The sequence below is a fragment of the Ureibacillus thermosphaericus genome, assembly GCF_012396605.1.
GTDB classification, from domain to species: Bacteria; Bacillota; Bacilli; order Bacillales_A; family Planococcaceae; genus Ureibacillus; species Ureibacillus thermosphaericus.
This window is the reverse complement of record NZ_JAAXPW010000004.1, coordinates 13,521-38,318: the sequence shown is the minus strand read 5'-3', so window position 1 is coordinate 38,318 and position 24,798 is coordinate 13,521. Positions and strand designations below refer to the sequence as shown.

Here is a 24,798-nt window from a genome sequence, read left to right as displayed (position 1 = left end):
CTATATATCTTCATTATTCTAACATATTCCTTCAATTAATACAGAGAAACTATTCCTTTTATTTCAATTCCTATGTAAAAAAACAAAAATATTGTGTAAATACTACTTCCATTTAATATGATAATCCTCCTACTTGTGCGTTTGCCTTTCGCACTTGCGCAGATATCTTCATTGCTTCCTTTCCGCTCGTGCAGATAATTCTTTAACTTGTGCAAATACACTCCTCACTCGTGCAAATAATTTTTCAACTTGTGTGGATACATTTCCCACTCGTGCAGATAATTTTTCAACTTGTGTGGATACACTTCCCACTCGTGAAGATAATCCTTCAACTTATGCGGATACAGTGTAAACCACTCCATTAAATGGAAAAAATCTTTTGTAACAACCTTACAAATTCATGAATCGTTCCATTAAATTTCTTCTACTAATCATTTTATAAAAAAAGATGTATTTGCAAACAAAAAAACCGCCCTTGAATTACATAAGTAATTCAAAAGCGGTCTATTAATTATTCGTAATGATTGATTACAATTTCTGCACAGCGAGCACACAATGTTGAATGTTTTTCGTTTTGTCCAACAGTTTCAGCATAAGACCAGCAACGTTCGCATTTTTCGCCATTCGCTTTCTCAACAGCGATGGATGTTTTATCTAACTCTACAGCATTGTTTGGTGCATCTTTTCTATTGCCTAGAACAACAAATTGTGATACGAGTGAAATTTGTTTAAAGTCAACATGTTCATCATTTAATAATGCTAATACTTCTTCATCATCTGCATAAACAGCCACTTTTGCATCTAATGGTTTACCAATGATTTTCGCGTTTCGTGCCTCTTCTAAAGCTTTTAATACTTCGTCACGAATCTCCATCACTTGATTCCATTTTTCACGAAGTTCTTTGAAGTTGCTGCGTTCATCAACTTCTGGGAAGTCTGTTAATTGAACAGAAGTTTCTTCTTCATTTAAATATGACCATAATTCATCCGTCGTATGTGGGATGATTGGTGTTAGAACCTTTAATAATGTATGCAAGCAATCATACATCACTGATTGCATCGCACGGCGAGCTGGATTGTTTGGCGCCTCAATATATACTACGTCTTTCGCAACATCTAAATAGAATGCTGACAATTCAACAGACACAAAGTTGTTGATGGAATGATAAACTGCTGAGAAATCATATCTGTCATATGCAGCACGCACTTGTTTTAATACATCCTGCAAGCGCATGTACATATATTGATCCACTTCACGCAATTCTTCATATGGAACTCGGTCCGTTTTTGGATTGAAATCATATAGATTCCCGTGTAAATAACGAAGCGTATTTCGGATTTTACGATACACTTCAGAAATTTGTTTTAACATGTCCATCGAAATACGAACATCACCTGTATAATCTACAGAAGCAACCCATAGACGAAGAATATCCGCACCATATTGTTTCATCACTTGTTCAGGAGCGATGACGTTTCCAAGGGATTTACTCATTTTGCGTCCTTCACCATCTAAAACGAACCCATGAGATAAAAGCCCTTTATATGGAGCATGTCCATTAATTGCAACAGATGTAATTAACGATGAGTTAAACCATCCACGATATTGGTCAGAACCTTCTAAATAAAGGTCAGCAGGATATTTCATGCCTCGTTCAACAAGCACACCTTGGTGAGTGGAACCAGAATCGAACCACACGTCCATAATATCTTTTTCTTTCGTAAATTTTCCGTTTGGACTGCCTGGATGAGTAAAACCTTCAGGTAATAAATCTTTTGCTTCTTTTTCAAACCAAATATTTGAACCGTGTTCACGGAACAATTTTGCTACGTGAGCAATTGTTTCTGGTGTAATAATTTCTTCTCCATTTTCAGCGTAAAATACCGGAATTGGCACACCCCAAGCGCGTTGACGGGAAATACACCAGTCACCACGATCGCGAATCATGTTGTAAAGGCGAATTTTACCCCAGCTTGGTGTAAATGTTGTATTTTCAATCGCTTCCAACAATTGATCGCGGAACGGTTCGATGGAACAGAACCATTGCGGCGTTGCACGGAAAATAACCGGTTTTTTTGTACGCCAGTCATGTGGATAGGAGTGCGTAAAGAAATTTAATTTTAATAAAGCTCCGACCTCTTTTAATTTTTCAGTCACCACTTTATTGGCATCATCATAGAACATGCCTTCAAATCCAGGTGCTTCATTAGTATAGCAGCCTCGGTCATCGATTGGGCTCAATACGTCCAAACCGTATTTTTTCCCTACGATATAGTCGTCTTCCCCGTGTCCAGGTGCAGTATGAACACATCCAGTACCTGCATCGAGTGTTACGTGTTCTCCAACCATTACTAAAGAATCGCGGTCATAGAATGGATGTTTCGCAACAATATATTCCAATTGTTGTCCTTTTACTTCTTGAACGATTTCAACTTGTTCCCATCCAATTTCTTTTGAAACGTTTTCAATCAATTCTTTTGCAACGATATATAAGTTGCCATCCACTTTCACAACGGCATACGTAAATTCCGGGTTAACAGAAATACCTAAATTAGCTGGAATTGTCCAAGGTGTAGTTGTCCAGATGATGAATTTTGCATCTTCAGGAACAACGCCTTTTGCGTCTTTAATTTCAAAGCTCACATAAATGGATGGTGATTTCACATCTTTATATTCAATTTCCGCTTCCGCCAATGCAGACTCGGAAGACGGAGACCAGTAAACAGGTTTTAACCCTTTGTAAATGTACCCTTTCTCCGCCATGCGGCCGAACACTTCAATTTGGCGGGCTTCGAATTCAGGTTTTAATGTAATGTATGGATTTTCCCAATCACCCCGTACGCCTAAACGCTTGAATTGGGCCTTTTGATTTTCAATTTGTTCGTAAGCATATTCTTCGCAAAGTTTGCGGAATTCGGCAATTGACATTTCTTTGCGATTAACACCTTTTTTCGTTAACGCATGTTCAATTGGAAGCCCGTGCGTATCCCAACCTGGAATATATGGAACATGGTAACCTGTCATAGAACGATGACGGTTAATCATATCTTTAAGGATTTTATTTAATGCATGTCCAATATGAATATCCCCGTTTGCATATGGAGGACCATCATGTAATACGAATTCTGGACGACCTTTCGTACGGTCATTTACCAGCTTATTAATATTCATTTGTTCCCATTTTTCTTGAATTTTTGGTTCGTTAACCGGAAGATTTCCACGCATTGGAAAATCAGTTTTAGGCATTAATAACGTATCTTTATACTCTACCATTCAACTTCCTCCTTTAATTATTTTGACCTATACGTATTTTTAAATTTGGATTTTGCAAAATAGAAAATCACTCTCAAAATAAAAAAAGTTTCTCTATCCCTATAGGGACGAGAAACGATTGCCCGTGGTACCACCCTTATTCACAACGTCAATAAAATAATTGACCGTTGCCTCATGACACTGTAACGTCGTGTAAAACGAAATCACTTACTTTCCTTTCAGTGATTTGGCTCAGGAGCGATTTTCTTTTTTGCTGCTTGTTCGAGCTTCCACCGCCCTCGAATCGCTAGTTGCCGCAAGCAAAAAATACTGTCTCCGTCAACACCTATTATCCCTGTTGATTAAATTCCTGTGTATCAGTATATGAAAATCATACCACCCAGTCAAGTATTAAGAAAATTATTACAATTTTTCTTGTTCTGATGTACTATTTTTAAGAAATTCTTCTTCATCCTCTAACTTAAATTGTTCTTGTATCTCCGTTAATCCAATATCGTATTCCATTAAGTGATCCCAATCATCGGCATTCAACAAGTCCAACTGCGCTTCTACTAACATTTTGAAACGGTTTCGGAATACTTTTGATTGCTTTTTTAATGCATCAATTTCAATTGTTATTTTCCGTGCTTTTGCTAATGCTTCATTGACAATACGATCCGCATTTTTTTCCGCTTCTTTAATGATAAGTTTTGCCTCTTGTTGAGCATTTCTGCGTACTTCCTCTGCCGCTTCTTGCGCTACGACAATCGATTTTTGCAAAGTATCTTCCATTGTATTATAGTGCTCCATTTGAGCAGTCATTTGTTTTACCTTTTCTTCAAGCTCTTTTTTCTCTCGAATAATGAGCTCATAATCTTTAATAATTTGATCTAAAAATTCATTTACTTCGTCTTCTGCATAACCTCGAAAAGCCCTCGTAAATTCTTTATTATGTATATCAAGAGGTGATAGTGGCATGGTCTCGCACTCCTTTAGTCAAAATGTAAGCTTATTATTATTATTATAACGTTCGATGAAGTTCTTTACAGTAAATTTTTAAAACAATCTTACTTTCGCTCAAATAGTCCTATTGTTAATCGAATTTTGTCTTTTTTCGTTCGCCCTTCAATACGTGTAATTTTGAAACGCCCAAAGCCTCGACAAGAAATTGTATCCCCTTCTTGCAGCTCATAGGATGTTTCTTCACAAAGAGCAAAATTCACTTTTACTTTCCCTCCACGAATTAAGTTTTGGGATTTTTGCCTTGAAATATTAAAACTATTTGATAATATGGCATCTAATCTCATTGAAGATACAGTAAGCACTTTCTCTATCCATTCATCTTGCGGAAGAATTAACTCTTCCATGTTTTCTAATTCATCAATCCGCACATTTACCCTGCCGATTTTCGTCAAATTAGTTTTCACGTAAAGCGCAATCTCTTTTGTACAGGCAAACTGAATAATTTCCTTATCAATGCGGATGTCCCCAAAATGTTTGCGGTCAATTCCTAAGGAAAGCAAAGCTCCTAACACATCCGGATGCCTTAATTCAACGAACTTGGAAGGGAATGTTAATTTTAATATGATAATTTCAAAATCTTTTATAGTTGGTTCAAAATAGGATGGGGCAATGTACAGTCTTTTCCTTTCCGCTTCTTGAAACGCCCCTTCACTATAAACGTTAATTTCATCATGAGTTCCAATAATGGATTGTACTATATGTTGTTCTCTCGGATCTAAGAACACGGTTAATTTTGGGGCATATCGATCTTCCACTTCTTTTTTCCATTCAATGACACGTTCGATAAATGGTTGTTCATCTTTTCGAAAATGTTGCAAAATATTCTGCATGTCGTCAACTCTCTCATGAATAATTCAGAAAATAAAGAACATTATATAAAAAGGATGTGACTCTTCTTTGAGCCGCACCCATCGCTAAAATAGAATATAACTTAATACTTTATAAACTCCACGCTCAATAAATGTGAGAACAATTAAGGCGATAATTGGTGAAAAATCAATCATTCCAATCGGTGGAATAAATTTTCGGAAAAACCCTAAATAAGGTTCACAAAACTTTTCTAATATCTGACCAAAAGCAGTACCTCTAGATGCTGGAACCCAAGACATTAAGATATAAATAATCAACATTAATGAATAAATTTGAAATCCTATCGATATGATTTGTATAATTGCCATAAACTCCTAATTACCTCTCTATTTTAGATATCGTCGTAATAATAATTGGAAATTTCACCTTGCACTTCAACATTTTCTGGAGTGCATAGAAAAATATTGTCACCAATTCGCTGAATATCCCCACCTAGAGCATATACGGTGCCGCTTAAAAAATCAATGATGCGCTTTCCAGCCTCATGGTCAATTCGTTGAAGATTGACGATGATGGCACGTTTATTTTTTAAATGCTCAGAGATATCTTGTGCTTCAGCATACACCCTTGGCTCTACTATAACCACTTTGGCGTTTTTCAATGAATTTGCAGATTGAATATTAATAACATTTAACGTTTTCTCTTCACCATGGCTATTGACAATTTTTTTAGTTTTCCTAGTTACAGTCTCTTGTGGTAATGAAACTGGTTCTTTTGCTGTTGGTTGAATTTCTTGCTCTTCTTCTTCATCTAAGTAAAAGAAATTTTTTAATTTGCTAATCATGCCCATCTTTTCAACCCCCTATCCTACAAGAGCTGTTCCGATTCTTATAAAAGTTGCACCTTCTTCAATAGCAATCTCATAATCGTTGGACATCCCCATCGATAACTCTTGGCATGGTGCATACGGTAAATTCAGCTTCATAACCTCTTGTTGTAATTCTTTTAAATCACGAAAAACTTTTCGAATAATTTCTTCGTTCTCTGTATTTGGAGCCATTGTCATTAAACCGACTACTTGAATTTTGCTGAATTTTTCTAAGGATTGAATGAAAGGAATCACTTCTTCTTTGCTTAAGCCATGTTTTGATTCTTCACCTGAAACATTTGCTTGAACAAAACATTTTACTGGTTTTATTGCTCGCTTTTCAATTTCTTCCGCTAAGCTCATACGATCCAATGAATGTAAATAATCAATTTCATTAATGACTTTTTTTACTTTTTTTGATTGTAGGGTGCCAATATAATGCCAAGCAGCTTGATCTTGAATCGATTCTTTTTTCGCAAGTAATCCTTCTGGACGATTTTCGCCAAGATGAATTAATCCTGCATTTAATACTTCTTTCGTGCGTTCAACAGATACTTGTTTTGTTACTGCAATAATTTGAATATGATCATGCTGTCGGCCTGCTCTATTTTTGGCTCCTTCTATTCTTTGTTGAATAATTTCTAAGTTTTCGCGAATATTTGCCATAATAATCCCATCTTTACAACTATAGTTTCTTTCATTTTAACAATCAAATCTCTATTTTTCAATGAATACCAATAATTAAGAAACCCCTTTTACTAAAATGACATCTTTGCCGATTACTAAAATATCGTTGATGAATACTTTGCGAACAGGTTCTTCACCTTGTAGAAAGGTTAAAAACTTTTTTGGTTCTGATACAAGAAAAGCTGTAATCATTCCGGTTTGTTCACAAACTTCTGCATCGATAATGTACCCGATAAATCTGCCACTGCCCGCCTCAATTATTTCCTTTTGTTGAACTACTGAAAATTTCAATTGAATCTCCTTTCAATAAATGATTACTTCAAGAAAATACAAAACTTCGTTCAGAAAACTTCAAAATACTTTGAATTTATTCTAGAGCAGCGATGAGAGGATAAAATTTAATCTATTTTACGACAAAAGCATACTCGATAGGACCTATACTACTCTTTATAAAAATAAAAACGCACTTGTGAAAAGTGCGTCGGATTTTACAGTGATGATCCTTATCCTAATTTATAGTCTTTTTGCATGGTTTCAATCGCATTCTTTTCAAGTCTAGAAATTTGAGCTTGTGATATTCCAAGGGATTTTGCTATTTCTGTTTGTGTTTCGCCATAGTAGAAGCGTTTTGCAAGAATTAATTGTTGACGTTCATCGAGCTTTTGAATACTTTCTTTTACACTAACATACGCAACCCATTGGTCTTCTGACACGGCTTCATCCCTTAATTGGTCCATGATATATACTGCATCTCCACCATCGGAATAAATCGGCTCTTGAAGAGATAGTGGATCTTGTATCGCATCTAAAGCATATAGCACATCTTCTTTTTTCATGTCAATCATTTCAGCTATTTGTTCAATTGTTGGCTCATATAAATTTTCAGATATGAACTTTTCTTTTGCCTGCATTGCTTTATAAGCTATATCTCTTAAAGATCTTGATACGCGAAGAGCATGATGATCTCTTAAGTGTCTTCGAATCTCACCAATAATCATTGGTACAGCATATGTTGAAAATCTTACATTATGCTTTAAATCGAAATGGTCGATGGCTTTTAATAATCCGATACATCCAACTTGGAATAGGTCATCTGCTTGTTCACCTCGATAAGAGAATCTGCCGACGATACTCAGTACCAGACGTAGATTACAAATAACCAATTCATCTCTAACCCATGTTTCTCCGTTTTTCAAACGAACAAATAGCTCTCTCATTTCTTCATGTTTTAATACTGGCAAAGAAGCAGTATCAACACCACAAAGCTCAACTTTTGTACGCACCATCTTCTTTTCCTCCAGACTTTTTATCTCTTGGATTGTTTTTTAAGTTTGTCCGAAAAGGAAAAGAATATGCGTATTGTTACTAGTCCAATTTCAGCCAATTCTTTATGAGATTGGTTGGTTTAAGGATTCTCTTAACTCGGAAATAATTTTCTTTTCTAAGCGAGAAATATATGATTGAGAAATTCCTAAGTGATCCGCAACTTCTTTTTGCGTCATTTCTTTTTTACCGTTTAAACCGAATCTGCATTCCATAATGTATCTTTCTCTCTCGCTTAATCCGTTAATTGCTTCAAACATCGACGCACGTTCAATTTTCTTCTCAACATCATTCATAATAATTTCTTCATCTGTGCCTAAAATATCTGATAGTAGCAATTCATTACCGTCTGGATCTGAGTTTAATGGTTCATCTAAAGAAACTTCACCCTTCATACGACTTGTCTTTCTTAAATGCATTAAAATTTCATTTTCAATGCATCGAGAAGCGTATGTGGCAAGTTTAATATTCTTTTCTTTATTGTAAGTTTCAATTGCCTTTATTAATCCGATAGAGCCAATACTAATTAAATCTTCAATAGGTGTACCTGTGTTATCAAAACGTCTTGCAATATATACAACAAGACGTAGATTTCTTTCAATTAATGTATCGCGAGCTTTCATATCACCATTCATAAAGGCTTCTATTACTGACATTTCTTCTTCTCTAGACAATGGTACCGGCAATGAATCATGACCTCCTATATAGTATGTTTTTTTAGTGCGAAACTTACTAAATATTCTCGTGATCAGTTCTTTCAGTTTTTCAAACAACCATTCTCCCCCTTTATGAATTAGTTCAACGCTAAAACGTGGAGTATCATTTGTGCATTCTGCGGAAAACGAGCATCGTGTCTAGTAAAAACTACATATTCATCCAATATTTCCTTCTTTACGTTTCCGTAAAGAATCAGACGGTCAAAACGAAATGCTAATGCGGTTGACGTTTCTTTTTGGACCGTTGACAATGTCAAAATTCTGATTTTAGGGTACATAAAGCTAGGAAACATTGTTAGTTGATAAGGATTCTTGTCGTCCCACGTAAGCAAACCTTCTTTTAACTCTTTTGGCAATTTTTCTTCTACCGCTTGATACGATAAGAAATGAACCGGTTTTCCGCTAATCGGTTCCACACATTCATTTCCCGTATCAATGAATCCTTTCAACGAATATGTTTTTTGAAATAGCTCTAATTCACAATCAACGACAAAGGATTGTTGCAACCTTTCTTTTGTCATATTTCTCCATTTCGAATGAATAAAAGTTAAACTAAGAACAGCGATACTTAAACAAAAGATAAAAAAAATAAGATCCGATTGTCTAAGTAAAAAAGGTAATAAACTTGTGAGCAACCCACCTAGAAAAAAGGTGGCAACAAGCAACACTGTTCCTTGTTTCAACAGTGTTTGAATTCGAAAGGAGAAAGCGAGTCCAATTAATAAAAGAAAACTTGCAACTGCTCCTATAAATGTGTGATAAAGTATTGAAGACACGAGTCCGCTAATGAATGCACTAAATAACAATCTTCTTTTCCTTACATACAATCCCGTTATTTCCTTCGTAAACTTTAATAAAAAGTAATTAAATAACGTATTGTATAGTACGAGTAATTCTCCAATCATTTTAGCGTCCTCCTATTGATAGATTATCACTGTCTCCATGTGGAAAATGTCAAAACGTTGTAGGGAAAGTGGAGTTTTTATTGACAAAATATTGCATATACCGAGAAAATATGCATAAAAAAAGGAACAATCTAGCGTAATTTTTAATACGCTATATTGTTCCTTTGCTACTTTTTTCGTTGATAGATAAATATTTTATTTGAGAAAATGTCGAATTTTCAATTTTTGTGTAACATTATTTCTTAATTTAAAATAGTTATTGGTTTCGATGACGACGATTTCTTAAAAATGTTGGAATGTCTAAAATATCTTCTTGTTGATTGCGATTATATTCCGCTTGCTGTTGCGGTTCTACATTGCGTTCCCGCATTGGTTGTTGTTGTTGAACTATGTTCTGCTGTGAGCTACGAGTATTGATAGAAGGTCTTACACTTTGTGTGTTTTGAGGTGCAGCATCTTCTGAAAAGCCCGTTGCAATCACTGTTACAATGATTTCATCATTTAAGTTTTCGTTAATCACTGATCCAAAGATCATATTCACTTCTTCATCAGATGCAGACGCAACGATATCAGCTGCTTCTTGCACTTCAAATAGACTTAAATTTGTTCCTCCAGTAATATTCATAATGACACCTTTCGCGCCATCAATGGAAGTTTCAAGTAGTGGACTGGAAATCGCTTTTTTCGCAGCTTCAGTCGCACGATTTTCGCCAGAAGCAATACCGATACCCATAAGTGCTGATCCCTTATTGGACATAATTGTCTTTACGTCCGCAAAGTCTAAGTTGATGAGACCTGGTGTAGCTATCAAGTCGGAAATCCCTTGCACCCCTTGACGTAATACGTTGTCAGCTTCACGGAAAGCTTCAAGCATTGGAGTGCTTTTATCCACAATTTGTAATAATTTATCATTCGGAATGACAATCAGAGTATCCACCGCTTCTTTCATTGCAGCAATACCACTAATTGCCTGTGTTTGTCTCTTCTTACCTTCAAAAGAAAACGGTCTTGTCACAACCCCAACAGTTAATGCTCCCAAATCCTTTGCAATTTGTGAGATAACTGGTGCGGCACCTGTTCCAGTTCCTCCACCCATGCCTGCAGTGACAAATACCATATCTGCTCCACGAACAACTTCTTCAATTTGTTCTCTACTTTCTTCAGCAGCTTTTTTACCTATTTCAGGATTTGCCCCTGCACCTAATCCACGAGTCAGTTTACTACCAATCTGTAATTTTATTTCCGCTTTTGATAGTTTTAAAGCTTGAGCATCTGTATTTACTGCAATAAATTCAACACCTTGAACTCCATGTTCAATCATTCTATTTACAGCATTATTTCCACCGCCGCCTACACCAATTACTTTAATATTGGCTAGCTGGTCAATATTCGTATCAAATTCTAACATTCTTTCTCCTCCTGCCACACTAGTATATTCTTCTTTTTATTTATTCAAAAAATTTATCAAATAACCTTTTTGCTTTATCGATAACGCTCGAATTATTACCGTTATCAGCTTTTTCAGATGCATGAGATTGTTTTTTAGGAGGAGTAGTAACTGAACCTACCGCTTGATAAACAGGTGCTTTCGATACCGGGCTTCTTCCAAAAAATTCATCTTCCATATGTGCATAACAAATTAAGCCAACAGCAGTTGTAAATGAAGGTTCTCGAACCCCGATATAATCAGGAATATAAATTCTCACGCGCGTTTGCAAAACTTGGCGTGCAAGTTGAGCAATACCTTCTAATGAAGCAACACCGCCTGAAATAACGATTCCACCAGGTAAATCTCTTACTCCCAAGCGAGCTAATTCGTCTAAAACGAGATCAAACAATTCTTCCAAACGGGAACTGATAATTTCCGCTAAGAATTTTTGACTGTACTCTTCTGTGGCATCTGTACCTACAACTGGCACTTCAAATACTTCCTCTTCCGAAGCATCCTCATAGAAGGCATGTCCATATTGTCTCTTTATTTTTTCGGCTTGTTCAGTTGGAGTTTTTAATATGATGGATAAATCTTTTGTAATATGGTCGCCACCGACCGGAACGACTCCTGTATGAGTTAACAAGCCATCTTCAAATACGGCAATCGTGGTTGAACCGCCACCAATATCAATAAATGCGGTACCTTGGTTCTTTTCGTCTTCCGTTAAAGCAAAATATCCTGCTGCCAAGGGTTGCAAATAAATTTCTTTAATATCAAGTCCTGCACGCTCTACACATCTCAGAACGTTATGCAATAATGTGCGAGATGTAGTAATCATTGTGGCATCCATTTCAAGTCGAATACCAATCATGCCGCGGGGATCTTTAATTTCATCCAAGTTATCGACAATAAATTGTTTTGGAATTAAATTGACAAGTTCCCGCTCTGGTGGTATCGACATCACTTGAGCAGATTCAAACACTCGCTCTAATTCATCATCTGTAATTTCACGATTTTCGCTATTAACTGCCACAACACCTTTCACTGGCTGTAAGGCTGTTTGATTTGCAGGTATACCTAAAACGACCTCTCGAATTTGAATTCCTGTCATTCGTTCTGCCTGTTCAACGGCTTTTTTAATTGATTGAACGGTTGCATCTATATCAACAATTGCACCTTTTCTAACGCCATTCGTTTTGACATTTCCAACTCCTATAACATGCAACTGGCCATCTGTTACATCACCAATTAATACTTTAATAGAAGAGGAACCTATATCGAGTGAAATATATATATTTTGATGGTTCATCTCACCGCACCTCCTTCGAATGCTACTACACTCATTTTATTTTAAAATACTATATATGTCTAAGTAAATTCTTGTATAACATAATACATAATAAATTCTACTGCTATTATACAGTTTTTTCATCCTTTTTTACATGTCTGTCTTCCCACTTTTGTATCAAAATTCGTCGAATGATTGCAATATTTTGAAAAAGTCTGACTCCAAAAGCAAATACCGCTGCTAAATATAAGTCTACTCCCAAATGGACACCTAAAAAAGCTAGTCCAATAGCTAACGCGATATTAAAGAAAAAACCTGTGATAAACACCTTATCATCGTAAACTTGTTGCAAATTTGCCCGAATTCCTCCAACAATTGTATCTAGCGCAGCAAGTACAGCTATTGATAAGTAATTTTCATAAACTGAAGGAATTTGAATATCGGTCAATAAACCTAAAGTTAATCCTAATACTAATCCTAAAAATGGTAACCACATATTCTAATCCCCTTCACTTTTCAGCAAATAAGTATTAGTCAAATCCCCATCATAGGCATCAATCGTAATCTCCTCTTTTGCTGGGTGTATTGTCAACTTCAAATTATCGAGATAAAAATCATCTTGAAAAGTCGAAGCATATAAATAGCTATGAAGTTTTTCTGCTTGTTCAAAGTTTTCCGTAATAATATAAATATCTACATTTGAATTGCTTATTGGAACACTGTTGACTGTCGTTTTTCCATTAATATCCCGAATGGCAGTAGTATGGACAATTCTCTGTCCATCTATTTCAATATAAAGACCGTTATAACGATATATTTCGTTCACAAGTCTAATTAAAAGATCAGGGGATATTGGTTCCACTTTATAGCCGCTCAGAATCAACTCTTCTGCAGGCCTAATATTTAAATGAACTCCTGGACCAACCACCTTTGTCAGACCTGCCCTCTTTTTTAAATTGTCAACAGTTGATTGTAATACTTTTCCTTGTTCTTCAATGTTTGCATCTTCATATTCTGCTGCAATTTTTTTTAATGAAACAATTTCGTTTAATAGTTCAGAGTGCACTTTTTTTTCTTCTGATAGCTCTTGACGTATTTCCCAAATGTCTCTAGTATCTCGTGATTCAGGTTTTTGTATTGTATTATATTGAACAGCAATCATTAACCCTACAATAAAAGAAATAATCGTGATTCGAATGACTACTTTATTTTCCACCTGCCTGCCCCCTTTTAAGAATTTATTGAAGGCATTTCAATATTATCCAATGCTTGAATAGTTACGATAATTGAATCATTTAATAATTGATCAAAAACTCCACCTGCTATTTTTAAAGAAGAAATTAATGTTTCTGAATTTCCGATTGCTTCAATTTCAAAAGGAGCAGGATATTGTGTTCCATCCACCGTAATCACAGGACCATTGCAATGAATATAAGAATTTGGTTTCAATCGATGTCCATTTATAGCAATTGCTTCAGCACCGGAAATTTTTAATTCATTAATGACCATAAAAATATGACTTTCATGAACAATATAGTCATTTGGATTTGTCGATTTCGGGTTGTAATGTCCGTCTTTTAGTGTAACTCTGATTCCTTCACCATGAGCAGGCAATTCGCCTAGTATTAGCCTCAATTTTTCAGCTTCCTGTGCTAATTCTTTATAGTCATTTGTACTTTCAGTAAAAGACTTTTCATATTCTCTTATTTGAGCTTTTAATGCATTGAGCTCATCCATCAATTCTTTATTTCTCTCTTGTTGCTCAATAAGCTCTGTGCGGTATATATCTTCCTGTTCAAAATAATTCGAATCAAATTGTTTATCGTCTCTTGCCAAATTATAGGCATAGCCAATAATGAAACCTGTTACGATACTAACGAATAGAAGGATAAAATGTTTTCGCTTAAATTTATTTTGTTTTTTCTTATGAAGTGGATTCATCATTTTCCACATCCTGTTCTTCCTTCTCACTATCGGTTTGCGTACCTATATTCAAAACCTTATATTCTTCTGAATAGGGTTTGTAATAAGAACCAACTTCAATATCGATAATTCCCTTTTCATACTCTCCAGTGCTTTCGATTTGAGCAACGATTGCCGGATAATAATTAAGTTTTTCAGCTAGAGAAGTAATTTCCGCCCTTACTTCATAGCCATCGTTCATAAACAATGTAATCGCAAATGGATCCGTTTCTGTAGAAGTTAAATTAATTTGTGAAATTAATGTTAGCACCTCTTCATCAAGTTCTGCCAATTCTTTTAGTACTAATTTTCTTAAGTCCTCATCATGGAAATGCAAAAAGATTGGTGCATCAATTGGAGGAAATTCTTCTGATTTTTTATAAACAACCCCATTTTCCAATATCGGGTAAAAATGATTATTTTCAAAGATGTAGGCTACTTTTCGAAATTCTTCTATTTCAATTTCTACTGTTGTAAGCAATTTTCGCTTCACAACTACATGTTTGACCCATTCGTCTTGTAAACTTTCTTCAACGTTTGAAGTTTTAAACCCCCACATTGAATGGCCGATTTCAAGTCCAGACTTTTTTAAATAATATTCTTCTTTTGCCAAGTCCGCTCCATGGACCGAAATTTTTTGTATATTACTATAAGGAGATTGGAAATAAAGGAGTAAAAATAACGTCGCGACAAATAGTGATATGATGACAGCAAACTTTATGTTTGTTCTTCTTCTTCTTTTTTTCTTCAAAGTTGGTATGCGTTCTTCTATATCAATGACTTTGTCCATTTTTACTCCTCCTTTCCAATTTATACGGTTCGATTGGATATTGAAACGATGACGCCAACAATAAACCAAATAATCATTAACGAAGTACCGCCATAACTAATAAATGGTAATGTCACACCAGTTACAGGAATCAGCCCGATTACAACACCAATATTTAACGCTGCTTGAAAACCAATCATTGCTACAAGGGAACTAATGGCGAAAAAATCAAAGCTTCTAGTTGCTTGCAGAGCTAATCCTATTCCGGAATAGATAAATAAACAGAACAGTCCAATGATTAAACAACCGCCCAAAAAACCGATTTCCTCTAAAATAATTGAAAAAATAAAATCATTTTGCGGCTCTGGCAAATATAAAAATTTTTGTCTACTTTGTTGAAATCCATGCCCGAGTAACCCAGCAGGTCCAATGGCTAGCAAAGACTGTACCGCTTGGAAACCGCTTCCTAATGGATCTTGCCATGGATCAATGAAAGCCTCAATTCGTTTCAAGCGATAAGGAGCCGTAGCAATTAGCCCGATTAATCCGGCAACCCCAAGCAAGATAAATGCAACATACAGTTTTATTGGATATCTTGCAATGAAGAGCAATATAAAAGAGGATACAATTAAAATAAACACAGATCCGAAATCGGGTTGTAACATGATTAAAGCACTTGGGATCAGGATAATGAGGAAGTGCTGGAGTCGGACAACCCGTTCGCCGTTTGGCACTTTGCTTAATAGAAAACTTAAATACATTAATGTCGTAATTTTTACTAATTCGGCAGGTTGAACTGTCAATGGACCAATTCCGATCCAGCTTTGTGATCCATTCCGCTCAAGACCAATTCCTGGAATTAAGACAAGAACAAGGAGTACGAGAGAAAATATATATAAGCTAATCCATGTTTTTTCATTGTGAAATATCGGCATATTCGAAACAATGTTGAAGACAATTAATGCCAATATAAGATAAATGGATTGTTTAATGTAAAAAGGAATTTCACCTTCATAGTGAATCGCACTCCAATATGTACCTGCCGAATAAATGAAAATCACACCAATAATCGAAAGTATGAATGCCGAAATGATAAATAGCCTTTTATACGTAAATTTCAGTGATGGCATCCTTTCCTAATAATTTTTGCTTCAAAATCAAGTTGGCTTTTTAAGAAAGTTTCATTGCCGCCTCGATAAATAAATCTCCCCGCACTTCAAAGCTTTTATATTGATCCCAACTAGCGCAAGCTGGGGACAATAATATAACGTCGCCATTCTCAGATAGTTGCGCAGCCTTTTCAACAGCTTCCTCGATATTTGTAGCAATGTCCCATTTCTTAACATTACAAGATTTTGCAAATTCGATAAATCGGTGTTTCGTTTCTCCCAAAGCTACTACAGCTTTTACATTCTTCATTGCTTCACGTAATTCCTCAAAGGAATGTCCTCGATCAAGTCCACCAGCAATTAATACAATCGGCTGATGAAATGCTTCTAAAGCTACTTTTGTTGCTAAGCAATTCGTCGCCTTGGAATCGTTATAAATTTTTCGACCTTTCCATTCACGTACAAATTGAGTACGATGGCGAACACCAGAAAAGTTTTTTAACACTTCTTCCATCGCTGATTTGTCGCATCCATAAATGTTGCAAGCAGCAATAGCTGCTAATATATTTTGCAAATTGTGTTTACCGGGTAAGGCAATCAATTCTCGATGGATAAACGGTTCTCCTTCCCAGTAAATCATTGAATCATCAGCACTAATTCCTTCTTTCATGCGACCTTTTATGCTGAATGGAATTTTTGTTGCATTGGATTTACTTGCCCAATCTGCAACCACATCTTGATCTTTGTTGAAGATTAAATAATCTTCTTCTGTTTGATTTTTGGTAATACCAAATTTCGCTTTTGCATATTCCTCAAAAGTTCCATGATAGTCTAAATGTGCATCATATAAATTTGTTAACACTGCAATTTTGGGCTTAAATTGTTCAATCCCCATTAATTGAAAAGATGATAATTCCGTTACAATTACTTCATCAATGCTGGCATTTTCAGCAACACCGCATGCTACAGTCCCAATATTTCCAGCAATTTTCGGCTTGCGATTCCCCGCTTTTAACATTTCAAAAATTAATGTCGTCGTCGTCGTTTTGCCGTTTGTTCCTGTAATACCAATCATTGGTGCTTCGCTTACTAGATATGCTAATTCAATTTCAGTAATGACAGGTATATTCTTTTTCAAAGCATCTTTGACAATTGAATTCGTATAAGGAATGCCAGGATTTTTTACAACAAGTTCGAAACCTTCATCTAACAAATCTTCTGGATGTCTTCCACATATTACTGTAATTCCCATTTTCAATAGATTTTGAGCATCGGGATTTTCTTCGAATGGCTTCGCATCATTAACTGTTACAAATGCCCCAAGTTTATGTAGAAGCATTGAAGCTGCTACACCGCTTTTTGCTAAACCTAATACTAAAACTTTTTTATGTTGAAATTTTGTTGTATGAATCATAAATATGCCTCCGCTATCACAGCAATCATTGCTACTAGTAATGCCGTTGACCAGAATACAGCAACAACTTTTCGCTCCGACCATCCAGACAATTCAAAATGGTGATGGATAGGGGCCATTTTAAATATGCGTTTTCCTCTCGCTTTAAAACTTACTACTTGTAGGATAACAGATAATGTTTCAATTACAAAAACTAGCCCAATAAGTAATAGCAATAACTCTTCCTTTACAATGACAGATACGAGTCCTAGAGCTCCTCCAAGAGCGAGAGAACCCGTATCTCCCATAAATACCTTTGCAGGATTCGCATTGAAAATTAAAAATCCTAGCAAAGCTCCTGTTACTGCAAAAGTAAATAATGCCACATCCGTCTGCCCATTAAATAGTGCGATGACGCCAAAGGCACTAAAGGCGATTGATGCTGTGCCAGCCACCAATCCATCTAAACCATCTGTTAAATTGACAGCATTGGAAAAACCAACGAGCCAAAAAATTAAGAAGGCCACGTAAAGTATTCCTAAATCAACCGACCATTCGGTAAAAGGAATGCTGATGGAAGTATCAAATGTACCTAGCCTTAATAGTAAAAAGGCTAAAATTGAAATAATGATTTGACCGACTAATTTTTGCAATGAAGTCAAACCTAAATTTCTTTTAAAAACAATTTTAATGCCATCATCTAGTAATCCGATGACACCAAATCCTGCCAAAACTAATAACATAACAACGGATTGGGTAGTAAATAATTGAAGCATTTTTCCAACAACGATTGTAGTTGTAACAATGGAAATTAAGAAAATCACTCCACCCATCGTTGGCGTTCCGGCTTTTTTCATATGAGATTTGGGACCTTCAGTTCTAATACTTTGACCAAACTTCAACCGTCGAAGTATTGGTATTATCAACGGCCCCAATATTACTGAAATAAGAAAGGATACTGCTAAAATAGTTATTGTTATTTCAATAGACATGTTAGATCTCCCTCAAAAACTTCATTCTGAATCGATTTCTACAATATCATAGATGGAAGCATGGTACTATTAACAAAATAAGGAAACTCCCTCTTGTTATTGATGAACTCCCGCGGGGAAAAGCTTCCTTGCCGCAGGAGCAGTAAAATTCAATTCTATTTAATCTCCTAAATATAAATGAATCGTTCCATCCACTTCAATAATATTATCAGGTTCAGGTAATTGACTTTTTACAACTTTTCCTGTTCCATGCATTTCAATATGGAATGGGTATTGAAGCTTCATGATTTCATCCACTTTCATTCCAACTAAGTTTGGTACCCGTTCTGTCATTGGATCTCCCCAACGATACTGCTTTTCCAATTGCCCTTCCCGATTAACTTCCAAACCGATGATTGGCGCAATGTCTTCTATAATCTGCCCGACGATAGGTGCTGCAATGGTACTACCAAAAACGACTGAACTTTTCGGACTATCAATCGCAACATATACAACGACTTGAGGATTATTACTCGGCGCAAAGCCGATGAAAGAAACAATATAATCCCCAACCTTATAACGACCATTTTCTACTTTTTGAGCAGTTCCTGTCTTCCCACCAATACGCAGTCCATCACGATATGCGTTTCGCCCAGAGCCATTTGCAACAACAGATTCTAACGCATACCTTACCTTTTCGGATGTTTGTTCACTGATAACCGTACGTTTTAATTCCGGTTGATTTTCAAGAATGATTTTTCCCGTTTCTGAATCAACAATTTTTGAAACGACATATGGCTTATATAGTTTCCCTCCATTAATGGCTGCAGAAACAGCTTGAACTTGTTGAATAGGCGTTACAGCAATTCCTTGCCCGAAAGACGTTGTTGCATGCTCAACAGGTCCAAAAGCTTCTTTTGAGAATAATATGCCGCTCGCTTCTCCGGCAATGTTTGATCCAGTCGGTTCACCAAAACCAAAGTTTTTAATGTACTGCAATAACTTATCTGGACCTACTCGCTGCCCAAGTTCAATAAACCCCGGGTTGCAAGAGTTTTCTACTACTTGTAAAAATGTTTGTTGTCCATGTCCCTCGCGCTTCCAACAGCGAAGTCTTGAATCTTCTACAATTGTATACCCCTTATCATAAAAATTCTCTTTTTCTATATCCACTTTCCCTTCTTCAATGGCAGCGGCTAGTGTAATAATTTTAAATGTTGATCCTGGCTCAAAGGTCATCCAAACCGGCAAGTTGCGGTTATAAATTTCAGGTTTCACTTTTTCAAAGTTACTTGGATCGTATGTAGGATAAGAAGCAAGGGCTAAAATTTCTCCCGTATTTGGATTCATGGCGATTGCTAAGGCTTGTTCTGCATTATATTTTTTCATCGCTTGCGACAATTCTCTTTCAACCACTTGCTGAACTTCTAAATCAATTGTTAGTTGTACAGTTGCTCCTTGATGCCCTTCTCGCCACTCATCATCTACGTGTGGTAAAGTATTTCCTTTTGCATCCGTAAACAAACGAATTGCCGCATCTTTTGATGTGAGGTATTTGTCATATTGATATTCAATGCCTGCTAAGCCTTGCGTATCATAGCCAGTGAATCCAATAAAACGGGATAATAAATTCCCATAAGGGTAATGTCGAACATAATCGACACCTGTATATAGACCATCAATTTTTAACCCTTGAAGTTCAACAGCTTGTTCATAAGTAATGTTTTTTGCTTCTGGTGCAAGCTTTACTAAGTACGATTTTGAATTCATTTTTTCATACAACTTTTTTTCATCAACTTTTAAGACAGAAGCAATTTGTTTGGCAGCTTGTTCAATATTATCATTTTGTGCAGGCATAAAATACAAGGTCGGCGCTAATTTATTTGTTACAATGACTTCACCGTTACGATCGACTATTTCTCCTCTTTCTGAAGCAAATGGAATTTCTCGATCCCAGTTTTCCTTTGCCAGTTCTGTCAACTTGTCATGCTGAATAATTTGAACAATAAACAGTCGGACGATGGCGGCTATCACAAAAAGAATAAAGCCGTACATTACAATCCGCAACCGTTTTTTGGAGACGGTTGAAATCCACTTCATTCGACATCACACCTCGTTTTTTACAAGGTATGAAACGAACTTCTCATCTATTCAAAAGCTAAGCTAATCTTGGGGCAATTCCTCAGATTGCTCACCACTAATTAGGAATAATTCTTCAGGAGTTTTTAATTTAACAACAATCGGGGAGGAATCAGTAATCATTGTATTTTCTGATACACTTTGGCTTTCTACATAGCCTTCTCCTACGATTTCAATATTTATACCGGACATCGCTTTATAGATTAGTAAATTTCTCAATGACCAATTTTCAAAAGAAGGCAATGTCACAACGCCATCCGTTTTTAAAAAGACGATGCTATCTTTTACCATTGAAACTCCTTCTTTCGGATATTGGTCAATAATTTCTCCGCCTTCACCAATAATAATTGTTTTTAATCCTTGACTCTCTAATTCTTGTTTTAATTTCGCAGCTTTTTTCCCAATATAGTTCCCTATCGTTATTTTCTCTACAGGCTTCGCATCTTCTGGATTAATGTTTAAATATTTTAAGCTATTTTCCATTACAGGCTTAAATACTTTTTCCACCGGTTCTGAACCAATTTCAGTTCCTTTAAGTTTTGGTCTTTTCACTGCTACATAAACAATCAATTGTGGATCATCAACAGGGGCAAAACCTAAGAAGGAATATAAATAATTGTTTTTTCCATATAAATAGCCTCTTCCATTTGGATTCGGTATTTGAGCAGTACCTGTTTTCCCCGCTACTTCATATCCATCAATTTTATAGTTTCTAGCAGTACCTACTTCCGAAGTAACGGTAGAAGCCAAAATTGCTCTTACTTGTTTCGCTGTGCTTGCAGAAATCGGTTTTCCTTTTTCCTTCGGTTGATGATTTTCAATCACTTTTCCTGTGGAAGAATCCACAATTTTATCAATAACATATGGTTGCATCATAACACCATCATTCGTAATGGCTGTCATGGCTTGGACTAGCTGTATCGGCGTCACAGTAGAGCCTTGTCCGAATGAAGTTGTTACATAGTTAATTGGATATCGGGTTAAAATGGTTCCGGTCACTTCACCAGGCAAATCTATGCCTGTTTTTTTCCCAAATCCAAAGGCTTCTAAATAATCAATAAATGTATCATTGCCCATTAGTTCTAGCAAATTGGCCATCGCAGTATTGGATGAACGTTGAAATCCTTCTAAATAAGTAATTCTTCCCCAACCATGAATATTGTGGTCCCGAATCGTTCTGTCCAACACTCTATATGCCCCAGATTGATACGTAGCATTCGGATGCCAATTGCCTGTCTCAATTGCAGCAGCTAAAGTAAATGTTTTCATTGTAGACCCTGGTTCAATTACTTCTTGTGTCACGTAGTTTAACCAGTTATTTTCCAAACCAATTCTAGTTTCTGGATCGAATGTAGGACGTTGAGACAATGCAAGAATTTCCCCTGTTTTTGCATCTACTACAAGGCCAACCATCGAATCAGGATTATATTCTCGGTCCACATTTGTCATCGCATCTTCCAAGAAGTTTTGAATCGTTTTATCAATTGTTAAATAAATATTGTCACCATTTTTCGCTGGTTTGATCATCTTATCTCTGTTTGGCAATAAATAGTGAAATGCATCACTTTCATATTCAATTTTCCCATTTTCTCCAGTTAATTGTTCATTGTAAATCAATTCTAATCCCATTTTCCCTACAGGAATAAACGTTCCATCCTCTTGCTCTTCTCTTTGCGTAAAACCAATTAAATGGGATGCAAAAATACCGTTTGGATAATATCGCTTCGTATCACTTACAAATTTAATACCAGGTAATTTTTCCTTTTCAATTTTCGTTTTGATTTCGTGACTGATTCCTCTTCCCGCAGAACCGAATTCAACTTGATAGTAATATCCACCATCCGACTTTCGTTTTGTTAATATCTTATAAATAGTCGATTCATCCATATCAATATAATTTGCTAATATTTCAGCTGTTTTTTCAGGATCTACAACATGTTGTGGGTTATTTGGGTTTGTTGTTGCAACTGGATTGACAACGGCGATTAGTCGATAGCTTAACGTATCTTCTGCTATTACATTTCCATTCCGATCTAATATTTTTCCGCGTTCAGCAGTAATCACCGCTTCCTTTTGGTACAATGCTGCAGCCCTTGCCTTTAATTCTTCTCCTTCAACTTGTCCAGTTATTTGGATGTAAGTAATCCTTAAGAATAATGCAAAAAAGAGCCCTCCATATAATAAAAACATTAGAAAGGCTCCCCATTGAAAACGAAATTTCTTTTTCTTCATTCTCCCGGCACTACCTTTACGTTATCTTCTTTAAGAGTTAAACCGAGTGAATTGGCTTTTTCCCAAATTCTTTCATATGTTGATAATTCGCTAACCTGTACTTTTAAATCCGCATTTTCTTTTTCAATTTCTGCGATTTCTCTTTCAATTTTTTGTATTTCAATCGTTGTTTTTTGAATTGAGCTTTGTTTATGTAATACGAATACAGATAAAGTTGCAACAACTATAACAAATGCGATATATAAAAACTTTTCCCTTGCTGTAATGATTTTACGTTGCTTCTTTTTTACTTGCCTTGTATTTGGTTGATTGGTGGGTTGTTGATAGGGTACTTCTTGTTGTTGATAATATAATGGTTGCCTAACCCGAACTGCCATTTAGCCACGCCCTTTTTCATGAATTTTTTCAGCGATACGTAATTTTGCTGATCTCGCCCGATTGTTTGCCAACAACTCTTCCTCCGATGGAACAATCGGCTTTTTCGTAATATTTTTTAATACCGGTTGGAATTCATCTGGTACGATTGGTAACCCTGGAGGTAATTCTGGTAATGATGAAGCCTCTTTAAATATTGTTTTAACAATGCGATCTTCCAAAGAGTGGAATGTGATAACACTTATCCTACCGCCAATACGTAATAAATCAATGGCATCTGTCAGCGACTCTTCAATCGCCCCTAATTCATCATTTACAGCAATGCGAATTGCTTGGAAAACTCGCTTTGCTGGATGTCCACCTGTACGGCGACGAGATGCTGGAATGCCCTCTTTAATTAAATCGACAAGCTGTCCTGTTGTTTTAATGGGTGCTTTTTTCCTTGCCATTTCAATTTTTCGAGCAATTTGCTTTGAAAATTGTTCTTCACCATAACGGAAAAAAATACGCACTAATTCTTCATATGGCCATTCATTTACAATATGGTAGGCAGTTAGTTCTTGAGTTTGATCCATTCGCATATCTAAAGGAGCATCGTGCTGGTAACTAAATCCTCTTTCCGGAGTATCTAATTGGGGTGAGGAAACTCCTAAATCATAGAGAATACCATCAACTTTCTGAATATTAAGTTTATCCAATTCCTGTTTTATATACCTGAAATTGGAATGCACAAAATTCACTCTATCCTTATAATTTTCCAAACGTTTTTTCGCATGTTCAATGGCAGTTAAGTCTTGATCAAAACATATTAGTCTACCATTGCTAGAAAGTTGTTGAACTAAGTACTCGCTATGACCAGCACCACCTAATGTACAATCCACATATATTCCGTCTGAATGAATATTTAAGCCATCGACAGTTTCTTTTAATAGTACAGTTGTGTGATCGAACATGAATTGATTGCTCCTTCATCGATGTATTCGCTAGAAGTCAAAGCCAATAAGATTTTCTGCAATATCATTGAAAGATTCCTCTGCTTCGTTGAAATATTCTTCCCAAAGTTCTTTAGACCATATTTCAATCTTGGTTGAAACACCTAGAATAACACATTCTTTTTCAAGTTTTGCGTAAGTAGCAAGATTGGAAGGAATGTTAATTCGCCCTTGTTTGTCTAATTCAACTTCGGTAGCCCCAGAAAAGAAGAACCTAGCAAATGCTCTTGCATCTTTTTTCGTCATTGGCAAGTCTTTCAGTTTTTCTTCGAGCTTTCGCCATTCGTTCATAGGATATCCAAAAAGACAGTTATCAAGACCCCGGGTAATGACAAAAGTATTTCCTAATAATTCACGGAATTTTGATGGTATGATTAAACGTCCTTTGGCATCAACAGTATGTTGATATTCTCCCATGAACATGCTACTCACCCCACTTTAGTAAATAATGTACCACATTCCCCCACTTTCCACCACATATTTCTTCGCATAGTTTGTAAACTTTTCACAAATTATGCCAATTGTACTCCATAAACAGAGCAGTGTATAAG

25 protein-coding genes and 1 other annotated feature are annotated in these 24,798 nt (G+C 36.0%); all 25 genes read right to left on the bottom strand.

All coding sequences use genetic code 11. The annotated features are described in order from the left end of the window. Positions 1–168: 168 nt before the first annotated feature. Entirely contained in the window at positions 169–312 is a 144-nt protein-coding gene (locus HF990_RS02980) for a hypothetical protein (protein WP_168411954.1), read from the bottom strand. 199 nt (positions 313–511) lie between these two features. Then, positions 512–3,274 carry an isoleucine--tRNA ligase gene (gene ileS / locus HF990_RS02975; RefSeq protein WP_168411953.1) on the bottom strand — a complete coding sequence of 921 codons (2,763 nt, stop codon included), beginning with the start codon at positions 3,272–3,274 and terminating at the stop codon, positions 512–514. A 100-nt stretch (positions 3,275–3,374) separates the two neighbouring features. Further along, positions 3,375–3,605 (bottom strand) — a binding site (T-box leader). Between the two features lie 71 nt (positions 3,606–3,676). Next, on the bottom strand, positions 3,677–4,231 hold the full coding sequence (locus HF990_RS02970; protein ID WP_016837491.1) for a DivIVA domain-containing protein: 555 nt from the start codon (positions 4,229–4,231) through the stop codon (positions 3,677–3,679). 89 nt (positions 4,232–4,320) lie between these two features. After that, entirely contained in the window at positions 4,321–5,106 is a 786-nt protein-coding gene (locus tag HF990_RS02965) for a YlmH family RNA-binding protein (protein WP_168411952.1), read from the bottom strand. An 84-nt stretch (positions 5,107–5,190) separates the two neighbouring features. Further along, positions 5,191–5,454: a YggT family protein gene (locus HF990_RS02960; protein ID WP_016837493.1), complete on the bottom strand. Its 264-nt coding sequence runs from the start codon at positions 5,452–5,454 to the stop codon at positions 5,191–5,193. A 23-nt stretch (positions 5,455–5,477) separates the two neighbouring features. Then, a complete protein-coding gene (locus tag HF990_RS02955; RefSeq protein WP_016837494.1) occupies positions 5,478–5,936 on the bottom strand; it encodes a cell division protein SepF in 459 nt (152 codons plus the stop codon). 12 nt (positions 5,937–5,948) lie between these two features. After that, positions 5,949–6,620 carry a YggS family pyridoxal phosphate-dependent enzyme gene (locus HF990_RS02950; RefSeq protein ID WP_168411951.1) on the bottom strand — a complete coding sequence of 224 codons (672 nt, stop codon included), beginning with the start codon at positions 6,618–6,620 and terminating at the stop codon, positions 5,949–5,951. A gap of 75 nt (positions 6,621–6,695) precedes the next feature. Next, complete coding sequence (locus HF990_RS02945; RefSeq protein ID WP_016837496.1) at positions 6,696–6,932, bottom strand: hypothetical protein; 237 nt, start codon at positions 6,930–6,932, stop codon at positions 6,696–6,698. A gap of 212 nt (positions 6,933–7,144) precedes the next feature. Beyond that, complete coding sequence (gene sigG / locus HF990_RS02940; protein WP_026019001.1) at positions 7,145–7,924, bottom strand: RNA polymerase sporulation sigma factor SigG; 780 nt, start codon at positions 7,922–7,924, stop codon at positions 7,145–7,147. Positions 7,925–8,029: 105 nt separating this feature from the next. Then, positions 8,030–8,737 (bottom strand): RNA polymerase sporulation sigma factor SigE, encoded by a 708-nt coding sequence (gene sigE / locus HF990_RS02935; protein ID WP_016837498.1) that lies wholly within the window; start codon positions 8,735–8,737, stop codon positions 8,030–8,032. Between the two features lie 20 nt (positions 8,738–8,757). Then, entirely contained in the window at positions 8,758–9,585 is an 828-nt protein-coding gene (locus HF990_RS02930) for a sigma-E processing peptidase SpoIIGA (protein WP_016837499.1), read from the bottom strand. Between the two features lie 256 nt (positions 9,586–9,841). After that, on the bottom strand, positions 9,842–10,993 hold the full coding sequence (gene ftsZ / locus HF990_RS02925; protein WP_016837500.1) for a cell division protein FtsZ: 1,152 nt from the start codon (positions 10,991–10,993) through the stop codon (positions 9,842–9,844). Between the two features lie 40 nt (positions 10,994–11,033). Further along, positions 11,034–12,326, bottom strand: coding sequence for a cell division protein FtsA (gene ftsA / locus HF990_RS02920; protein ID WP_168411950.1), 1,293 nt, complete (start codon positions 12,324–12,326; stop codon positions 11,034–11,036). A 106-nt stretch (positions 12,327–12,432) separates the two neighbouring features. Next, positions 12,433–12,801 carry a small basic family protein gene (locus HF990_RS02915; RefSeq protein ID WP_016837502.1) on the bottom strand — a complete coding sequence of 123 codons (369 nt, stop codon included), beginning with the start codon at positions 12,799–12,801 and terminating at the stop codon, positions 12,433–12,435. Positions 12,802–12,804: 3 nt separating this feature from the next. Beyond that, complete coding sequence (locus tag HF990_RS02910; RefSeq protein ID WP_016837503.1) at positions 12,805–13,521, bottom strand: DUF881 domain-containing protein; 717 nt, start codon at positions 13,519–13,521, stop codon at positions 12,805–12,807. Between the two features lie 14 nt (positions 13,522–13,535). Further along, entirely contained in the window at positions 13,536–14,258 is a 723-nt protein-coding gene (locus HF990_RS02905) for a DUF881 domain-containing protein (RefSeq protein ID WP_016837504.1), read from the bottom strand. Continuing rightward, positions 14,230–15,057: a cell division protein FtsQ/DivIB gene (locus tag HF990_RS02900; protein ID WP_168411949.1), complete on the bottom strand. Its 828-nt coding sequence runs from the start codon at positions 15,055–15,057 to the stop codon at positions 14,230–14,232. Before HF990_RS02900 ends, HF990_RS02905 begins: the two co-directional genes overlap by 29 nt. Before the next feature lie 20 nt (positions 15,058–15,077). Next, positions 15,078–16,166, bottom strand: coding sequence for an FtsW/RodA/SpoVE family cell cycle protein (locus HF990_RS02895; protein WP_016837506.1), 1,089 nt, complete (start codon positions 16,164–16,166; stop codon positions 15,078–15,080). Between the two features lie 40 nt (positions 16,167–16,206). Next, entirely contained in the window at positions 16,207–17,559 is a 1,353-nt protein-coding gene (murD, locus tag HF990_RS02890) for a UDP-N-acetylmuramoyl-L-alanine--D-glutamate ligase (protein ID WP_016837507.1), read from the bottom strand. Next, positions 17,556–18,530, bottom strand: coding sequence for a phospho-N-acetylmuramoyl-pentapeptide-transferase (mraY, locus tag HF990_RS02885; RefSeq protein WP_016837508.1), 975 nt, complete (start codon positions 18,528–18,530; stop codon positions 17,556–17,558). Before mraY ends, murD begins: the two co-directional genes overlap by 4 nt. Positions 18,531–18,689: 159 nt before the next feature. Beyond that, positions 18,690–20,609, bottom strand: coding sequence for a stage V sporulation protein D (locus HF990_RS02880; protein ID WP_016837509.1), 1,920 nt, complete (start codon positions 20,607–20,609; stop codon positions 18,690–18,692). Between the two features lie 63 nt (positions 20,610–20,672). Then, positions 20,673–22,880, bottom strand: coding sequence for a penicillin-binding transpeptidase domain-containing protein (locus tag HF990_RS02875; protein ID WP_168411948.1), 2,208 nt, complete (start codon positions 22,878–22,880; stop codon positions 20,673–20,675). After that, positions 22,877–23,257, bottom strand: coding sequence for a cell division protein FtsL (ftsL, locus tag HF990_RS02870; protein ID WP_016837511.1), 381 nt, complete (start codon positions 23,255–23,257; stop codon positions 22,877–22,879). Before ftsL ends, HF990_RS02875 begins: the two co-directional genes overlap by 4 nt. Then, the gene (gene rsmH / locus HF990_RS02865) at positions 23,258–24,208 is read right to left on the bottom strand and encodes a 16S rRNA (cytosine(1402)-N(4))-methyltransferase RsmH (protein ID WP_168411947.1); all 951 of its coding nucleotides are present in this window, start codon (positions 24,206–24,208) and stop codon (positions 23,258–23,260) included. It abuts the gene before it with no gap. A 30-nt stretch (positions 24,209–24,238) separates the two neighbouring features. Further along, the gene (mraZ, locus tag HF990_RS02860) at positions 24,239–24,670 is read right to left on the bottom strand and encodes a division/cell wall cluster transcriptional repressor MraZ (RefSeq protein ID WP_016837513.1); all 432 of its coding nucleotides are present in this window, start codon (positions 24,668–24,670) and stop codon (positions 24,239–24,241) included. Positions 24,671–24,798: the final 128 nt, after the last annotated feature.